At 63.0% G+C, this 6,652-nt stretch carries 7 protein-coding genes and 1 pseudogene; 4 read left to right on the top strand and 4 right to left on the bottom strand.

What is annotated here, in order from left to right; translation table 11 throughout:
* Window positions 1-1,941, top strand: a pseudogene (locus A2J01_RS26925) (DNA-directed RNA polymerase subunit beta'); the annotation flags it as partial.
* A 134-nt stretch (window positions 1,942-2,075) separates the two neighbouring features.
* On the opposite strand, the gene A2J01_RS26920 reads toward A2J01_RS26925, so the two are convergent.
* On the bottom strand, window positions 2,076-2,462 hold the full coding sequence (locus A2J01_RS26920) for a glyoxalase superfamily protein (RefSeq protein WP_003942070.1): 387 nt from the start codon (window positions 2,460-2,462) through the stop codon (window positions 2,076-2,078).
* Window positions 2,463-2,550: 88 nt separating this feature from the next.
* On the opposite strand from A2J01_RS26920, the gene A2J01_RS26915 reads away from it, so the two are divergent.
* Window positions 2,551-3,558: an LLM class flavin-dependent oxidoreductase gene (locus tag A2J01_RS26915; RefSeq protein WP_064113961.1), complete on the top strand. Its 1,008-nt coding sequence runs from the start codon at window positions 2,551-2,553 to the stop codon at window positions 3,556-3,558.
* A 13-nt stretch (window positions 3,559-3,571) separates the two neighbouring features.
* On the opposite strand, the gene A2J01_RS26910 is transcribed toward A2J01_RS26915, so the two are convergent.
* Window positions 3,572-4,069: a SixA phosphatase family protein gene (locus A2J01_RS26910; RefSeq protein ID WP_007728426.1), complete on the bottom strand. Its 498-nt coding sequence runs from the start codon at window positions 4,067-4,069 to the stop codon at window positions 3,572-3,574.
* A gap of 73 nt (window positions 4,070-4,142) precedes the next feature.
* On the opposite strand from A2J01_RS26910, the gene A2J01_RS26905 reads away from it, so the two are divergent.
* Entirely contained in the window at window positions 4,143-4,343 is a 201-nt protein-coding gene (locus A2J01_RS26905) for a hypothetical protein (protein WP_003941897.1), read from the top strand.
* Here the strand turns inward: A2J01_RS26905 and A2J01_RS26900 are convergent.
* Window positions 4,340-5,098, bottom strand: coding sequence for an acyl-[acyl-carrier-protein] thioesterase (locus A2J01_RS26900; protein ID WP_007728423.1), 759 nt, complete (start codon window positions 5,096-5,098; stop codon window positions 4,340-4,342). The two genes, A2J01_RS26905 and A2J01_RS26900, sit on opposite strands and share 4 nt — an antisense overlap.
* A 44-nt stretch (window positions 5,099-5,142) precedes the next feature.
* Window positions 5,143-6,132, bottom strand: coding sequence for an NAD(P)-dependent alcohol dehydrogenase (locus A2J01_RS26895; protein WP_007728421.1), 990 nt, complete (start codon window positions 6,130-6,132; stop codon window positions 5,143-5,145).
* A 65-nt stretch (window positions 6,133-6,197) separates the two neighbouring features.
* Between A2J01_RS26895 and A2J01_RS26890 the strand changes: the two genes are divergently transcribed.
* A partial coding sequence (locus A2J01_RS26890; protein ID WP_064113960.1) for a TetR/AcrR family transcriptional regulator C-terminal domain-containing protein occupies window positions 6,198-6,652 on the top strand: 455 nt, incomplete at its 3' end.

The following is a 6,652-nucleotide window of genomic DNA, read 5'->3' as shown; positions in this document are numbered from 1 at the left end:
AACGAGCTGCTTCCGGCGGACTACCCGTTCGTCAACGAGCAGATGCCGAAGAAGCGCCAGGCGACGATCATCAACGATCTCGCCGAGCGGTACCCGATGATCGTGGTTGCTCAGACCGTCGACAAGCTCAAGGACGTCGGGTTCTACTGGGCCACCCGTTCGGGTGTCACGGTCTCGATCTCCGACGTTCTCGTGCCGCCGGAGAAGCCTGCCATCATCGAGGACTTCGAGGCTCAGGCCGACAAGATCGAGAAGCAGTACCAGCGTGGTGCTCTGGACAAGAAGGAGCGCAACAGCGCTCTGGTCACCATTTGGCAGGAAGCGACCGACAAGGTCGGCAAGGCCATGGAGGCTCACTTCCCCGACAGCAACCCGATCCCGATGATCGTGAAGTCCGGCGCAGCCGGCAACATGACTCAGGTTCGCTCGCTCGCCGGTATGAAGGGCCTGGTGACAAACCCGAAGGGTGAGTTCATCCCGCGTCCGATCAAGTCTTCCTTCAAGGAAGGCCTGACCGTTCTCGAGTACTTCATCAACACGCACGGTGCTCGTAAGGGTCTGGCCGATACCGCACTCCGCACCGCCGACTCGGGTTACCTGACCCGTCGTCTGGTGGACGTTTCGCAGGACGTCATCGTCCGCGAGGTCGACTGTGGAACAGAGCGCGGCATCGTCACCACGATCGCCGAGAAGCAGGCCGACGGCACGATGATCCGCGATGCTCACGTGGAGACCAGCACGTACGCCCGTACCTTGGCGGCCGATGCAGTCGACGCGAACGGCACCGTCATCGTCGAGCGTGGCCACGCTCTCGGTGACCCCGCGATCGATGCTCTGCTCGAAGCCGGCATCACGACGGTCAAGGTCCGCTCGGTCCTGACCTGCACCACCGGCACCGGCGTTTGCGCCACTTGCTACGGCCGCTCGATGGCCACCGGCAAGCTGGTCGACATCGGTGAGGCTGTCGGTATCGTCGCCGCACAGTCGATCGGTGAGCCCGGTACCCAGCTGACCATGCGTACCTTCCACCAGGGTGGTGTCGCAGGAGATGACATCACCGGCGGTCTGCCGCGTGTCCAGGAGCTGTTCGAGGCACGTGTGCCCAAGGGCAAGGCTCCTATCGCGGACGTCACCGGTCGGGTACAGCTCGAAGACGGCGATCGTTTCTACAAGATCACCATCGTTCCGGACGACGGCGGCGAAGAGGTTGTCTACGACAAGCTCAGCAAGCGTCAGCGTCTGCGTGTCTTCAAGCACGCCGACGGTCGCGAAAGCCTCTTGGCTGACGGTGACCACGTCGAGGTCGGACAGCAGCTCATGGAAGGTGCTGCCGATCCCCACGAGGTCCTGCGAGTCATGGGTCCGCGTCAGGTTCAGATCCACTTGGTCAACGAGGTCCAGGAGGTGTACCGGAGCCAGGGTGTGTCGATCCACGACAAGCACATCGAGGTCATCGTGCGCCAGATGCTTCGTCGCGTGACGATCATCGATTCCGGTGCCACCGAGTTCCTGCCCGGTTCGCTCACCGAGCGCGCCGAGTTCGAGTCGGCAAACCGCCGCGTTGTCGCCGAGGGTGGCGAGCCCGCAGCCGGCCGTCCGGTGCTCATGGGTATCACGAAGGCGTCGCTCGCGACGGATTCGTGGCTGTCCGCGGCATCGTTCCAGGAGACCACTCGTGTCTTGACCGACGCGGCTATCAACTGCCGCTCGGACAAGCTGATCGGTCTGAAGGAAAATGTCATCATCGGCAAGCTGATCCCTGCCGGTACCGGTATCAACCGTTACCGCAACATCCAGGTTCAGCCCACCGAAGAGGCACGCGCCGCTGCTTACGCAGTGCCGTCGTACGACGACCAGTACTACAGCCCGGACGGCTTCGGCCAGAACACCGGTGCTGCAGTTCCGCTGGACGACTACGGCTTCAGCAACGACTACCGCTAGTCGGGTAGTCGCATGTGACGACTACCGCTAGTCGGGTAGTCGCATGTGACGACTACCGCTAAGCGTTAGTTCGTAGAAAATCCCCCCACTTCGAAAGAGGTGGGGGGATTTTTCATGTCAGGAGTGGGACGTTTTCAGGAGTTGCTGCCGCTGAGGTCCGGGATGACGATCTCCTGGACGGCCCACTTGTTGCCGTCGGGGTCGGCGAAGTAGATGAATCTGCCCCAGGCCTGGTCGTCGATCGGGCTGATGTCGATGCCGCGGCTCTTGAACTCGCGCTCAGCCTCTTCGATGTCCTTGACCACTACCTGCATGCCGACGACGGAACCGGGCTCGGCGTCGGTGATTCCCTTGCCGATGCAGATCGAGCAGGCCGAACCGGGTGGGGTCAGCTGGACGAATCGCAGGTCTTCGCTGACCGTGTGATCGTGGTCGGCGTTGAATCCGAGGCGGACGTAGAAGTCCTTGGCGCGGTCGATGTCGGTGACGGGAATGGCGACCAGTTCGAGCTTGATGTCCATGACGTGCCCTTCATGTGATGGTGAATTCCGGCGACAGGTCCAGTGTTGCGGGTATTGCGGTCAGAAACGGTCCTCGTTCGGCGTCCGGATGAAACTTTCCGAATTCCTTGTTGCTCCGAGGGTGCTTCTCTCACTGCTCGACCGATCCCGAACCCGGAGCGGATACCCCGACTCCGCAGCTCTGACGCATTCCGTCGAACGTGCCGCGCACGCCGACGCTCTCGGCTACCACCGGTTCTGGGTCGCCGAGCATCACGCGGTGCCCGGGATCGGGAGCGGGTCGCCGGCAGTACTGCTTGCCGCGATCGGCGCGCATACGCGCGATATCAGACTCGGCAGCGGTGGGGTCATGCTGCCGAATCACCAACCGCTGATCGTCGCCGAGCAGTTCCTGATGCTGGAGGCTCTCTACCCGGGGCGAATCGATCTCGGCCTCGGCCGATCGCTGGGATTCACGGAGCCCGTACGTCAGGCACTACGACGCAGCAAGGACGCTCCGGACACGTTTGTGTCGGACCTGGACGAGGTGAGGCGTTATCTGGACGGTTCCGCCGCAGTGACGGCACGGCCGGCGTCGCAGACTGGAGTCCCGATCTTCGTGCTGGCGACGCGCACAGGTCTGAAAGTGGCAGCGCAACTGGGGCTTCCGGTGGTCGTGGGTGGGCCGATACTCGGAATTGGGAGCACCGACCGGGTGGAGGCATTGGACGAGTACCGCCGAGCTTTCCGGGCCACCGACGCTCATCCCGAACCCTATGTGGTGGTTTCTCTCGAAGTGGCGGTTGCCGATTCCACCGACGCGGCGCGTGAGTTGCTGATCCCGGAGGCATACGCGCTCGCAGAATCGTCACGGACAGGGGAGTTTCCGCCGCTCGCGTCGCTGGACGAGATCAGGCGTGCTCCGCGCAGTGATCGAAACGCCAGGCGGATCGAGTCGTTCATGGCGTCGGCGCTGCACGGCACACCCGTCGAGGTGAAACAGCAACTTCACGATCTCGCCGAACGGACCGGTGCCGACGAAGTGTTGGCGTCGACATCGACGTACGACCGTGACGCGCTTGCACTTTCGGACCGCCTACTGCGTGAGGTGGTTTAGCAGTGTGGTTGATCTAACGAGGCACGTGAAACTCGAGCAGAGTGGCGACGGAGTCGTCGAGTTCGGTCCACGGCACCGGTACGGAGAGGACGGCGATCGCCGAAGTCGGGAACTTGTCGCGGATACGTTGGGCCGCTTCGGAGTTTTCGTTCGATGCGAGATCGAGTGCAGTCCAGGGAATTCCGGGTTCGTGTCCGACGATCAGGAGCGTCTTGACGTGGTCGGACGTGGTTCGCGCAGCTGCAATGACGTCTGCGGGTGAGCCGCCGTAGATGGACTTCTCGAACCCGGCGGGAGCTTCGATTCCCGTCGAGGCAAGGGTTTCGACGGTCCGCCGGGAGGTGGAGCACAGAACGGCGTCGACGGGCGGGACGTTTTCACGGATCCATTCGCCGCCGATGCGGGCCTCGCGCAGGCCCCGTTCGGCGAGCGGACGCTCGTGATCACGGATGCCCTCGGGGTAGCTGGACTTGCCGTGTCGCATGAGGACGAGGGTGCGGTGGTCGGCCATGCGTTCACGGTATCCGCTTTGTGCCCGTCAGTCCGGTTACTCTGGATGGTCAGGACCTTGAAGGAGGTTTTCGATGGCCGGTAAGAAGCTCGATCGAACTAATGCCCGAACTGCACTCGAGGTGGTACGAGAAAGCCCCACCATCGCTTTCATCACCGTTGCCCCGGCAGTGGTCGTGTTCGGCGTGGTGTGGTGGCTCTTCGGTTTCTGGGCCGCGATTCTTCTTGCGTTGGTGTTCGGTGTCGCGGCTGTCGCGACCCAGAAACTGCGTTAGAGGGCGCTCACCTGCGCAACTGCGCGGAGCGCTTCGCCGACCAGGAACCAGACCGTGACGGTCTTGTCGTCGACGCGGCTGCGCAGGACGACGTCGTCGCTGGAGACGATGGGGGAGAGGTACTCGATCAGTGCTCGATGCGGAACTGTCCGTAGTTCGGTGCGAGCGCTGAGGACCTCTTCGACTGCCTGCCAGTAGACGGCGTTGTTGACGTGGTCGAACGGGTCGATATCCGTGGCGCGCAGAGCGAACGGCGTGTCCAGAACACCGGCGTCGTCCGCCTCCGGTGCGTTCTCGGCGAGGACACGCTTCCACTTCAGGCGATGCTCGTCGGTGGATTCCTCCAGTGGCCGCATGAAGTCGTCACTCATCCGCGTGGGCATGCCCGACTCGGCGCTGATGTTGATCCAGAAGCCTTCGGTTTCCATCAGCGCGCCGTTGCTGCCGTCGAAGCGCACACGCATGTTCGCCCATCTCGTGGAGAAGCCGGAGCACCAGCGAGTCATCGTCAACTCTTCCGGCCAGATCGCCGGGCGTACGACGTCGACGACCGTACGACGCACTATCCAGAGCGGGTGGGTGTCGATGGCTCCCGCGGCCTCGATGTTGTCGTTGCCGATGTCCTGCAGGTAGCGGGCGACGGCGTCGAGCCTGACCTGCTTGGCGACGTCGATGTCGCCGGTGCGGACCGGGCGGGACTTGACGAAGATCGGTCCTCGGTCCGGCTGTTGCGCGAGCGTGAGATCTGGGTTCACGTGAGATTCCTGTTCGCTGGAGTGAGCCGATTCTGTCAGGCTTTTCAGCGAGTGGCGATTATCTGCTTTCCGCAGCCGGAGCCGTCGACCATTCGTGCCACGGCGACGGCGGTGTCGGCAAGGGGATGAACGGAGTCGATCACCGGGGTGATGTCACCTGCGTCGATCATCTGCGTCAGGACCTCCAGATCGTCGGCGTTCTCCGAAGCGATGAAGGTGCCCATTTTCTGAGATATGAACGGAGACAAGCACTGTGCGCGTATTTGGCGATCGGTTCCGCCGAGCCACCGTCCGCCGTTCTCGCCGCCGACGATCACCAGCGTTCCGGTGCGTGTGAGCGCCCGTCGAAGATCTCGCAGTCGGCGGTTGCCGCCGGTGTCGATGATGACGTCGTACCGATGCGATCCGTCGGTGGCGTCGTCGACGCGGTAGTCGAGAACCTCGTCGGCACCGATGGAGCGGACGGTATCGGTTTTCGAGGTGCTGCACACGCCGGTGACGTGAGCGCCCATGGCTTTTGCCACCTGCACCGCGTAAATCCCGACGCCACCGGATGCGCCGAGTACGAGGACGGATTGGCCCGCCTGCACGCGGCCGTGGTCGCGCACGGCTTGCAACGCTGTGAGGGCGGAGACCGGCACCGCTGCTGCTTGTGCGAACGACAACCGGGCAGGTTTTGCGGCAATCTTCGTCTCGAGTGCGCGTGCGTACTCCGCGAACGAACCGACCGCGATCCCGTATACCTCCTGGCCGACTGCCACGCGGGTCACCGAACTGCCGACGGCCTCGACTCGGCCGGATACGTCCAGTCCGCGTACCCGGTTCCTAGGTCTGCGCAGCCCGAAACCCGCGAGGCGCAACGGATATGGCAGTCCGGCCATGAGATGCCATGCCCCGCGGTCGACGGACGCGGCCTCGACGCGTATCAGCACTTCGTTGTCGGCGACAGTGGGGCGCGGAATGTGGTCGACGTAGAGAACGTCGGCCTCGCCGTAGCGATCCTGTACGACGGCGGTCATCAGTTCCTTCGGCATGCGAGTCTCCGTTCGTCGAATACTTACAGCGTAAGTATTGCACTTACGGTGTAAGTTCTGTCAACGTGGAGAAGCGCGCAAGATTGACCCGAGACGACGTCGTACACGCTGCTGTCGCGCTTGCCGATTCCGTCGGAATCGATTCGATGACCATGCGGAAGCTGGGCACCGAACTGGGCGTCGAAGCGATGTCTCTGTACAACCATGTTTCGGACAAGGGGGATCTGCTCAACGGAATGGTCGATGCGGTCTTCGCGGAGATCGATCTGCCGACGCCGGGACGCCCGTGGCGCACGGAACTTCACGTGCGAGCGGTATCGACAAGGGAAGTGTTGGGGAGGCACCCGTGGGCAACTCCGTTGATGGAGTCCCGAACGACGCCTGGTCCCGCGACCCTGCGCCACCACGATGCCGTCATCGGAACGCTACGCGCCGCCGACTTTCCCGTCGCCCTTGCTGCGCATGCCTTTTCGATCATGGATGCGTACATCTACGGCTTCGTGCTGCAAGAAGTGAGCTT

Origin of the sequence: Rhodococcus sp. EPR-134, assembly GCF_001647205.1 — a bacterium.
Taxonomy (GTDB): domain Bacteria; phylum Actinomycetota; class Actinomycetes; order Mycobacteriales; family Mycobacteriaceae; genus Rhodococcus_F; species Rhodococcus_F qingshengii.
This window is presented reverse-complemented; position numbering and strand designations above follow the sequence as displayed.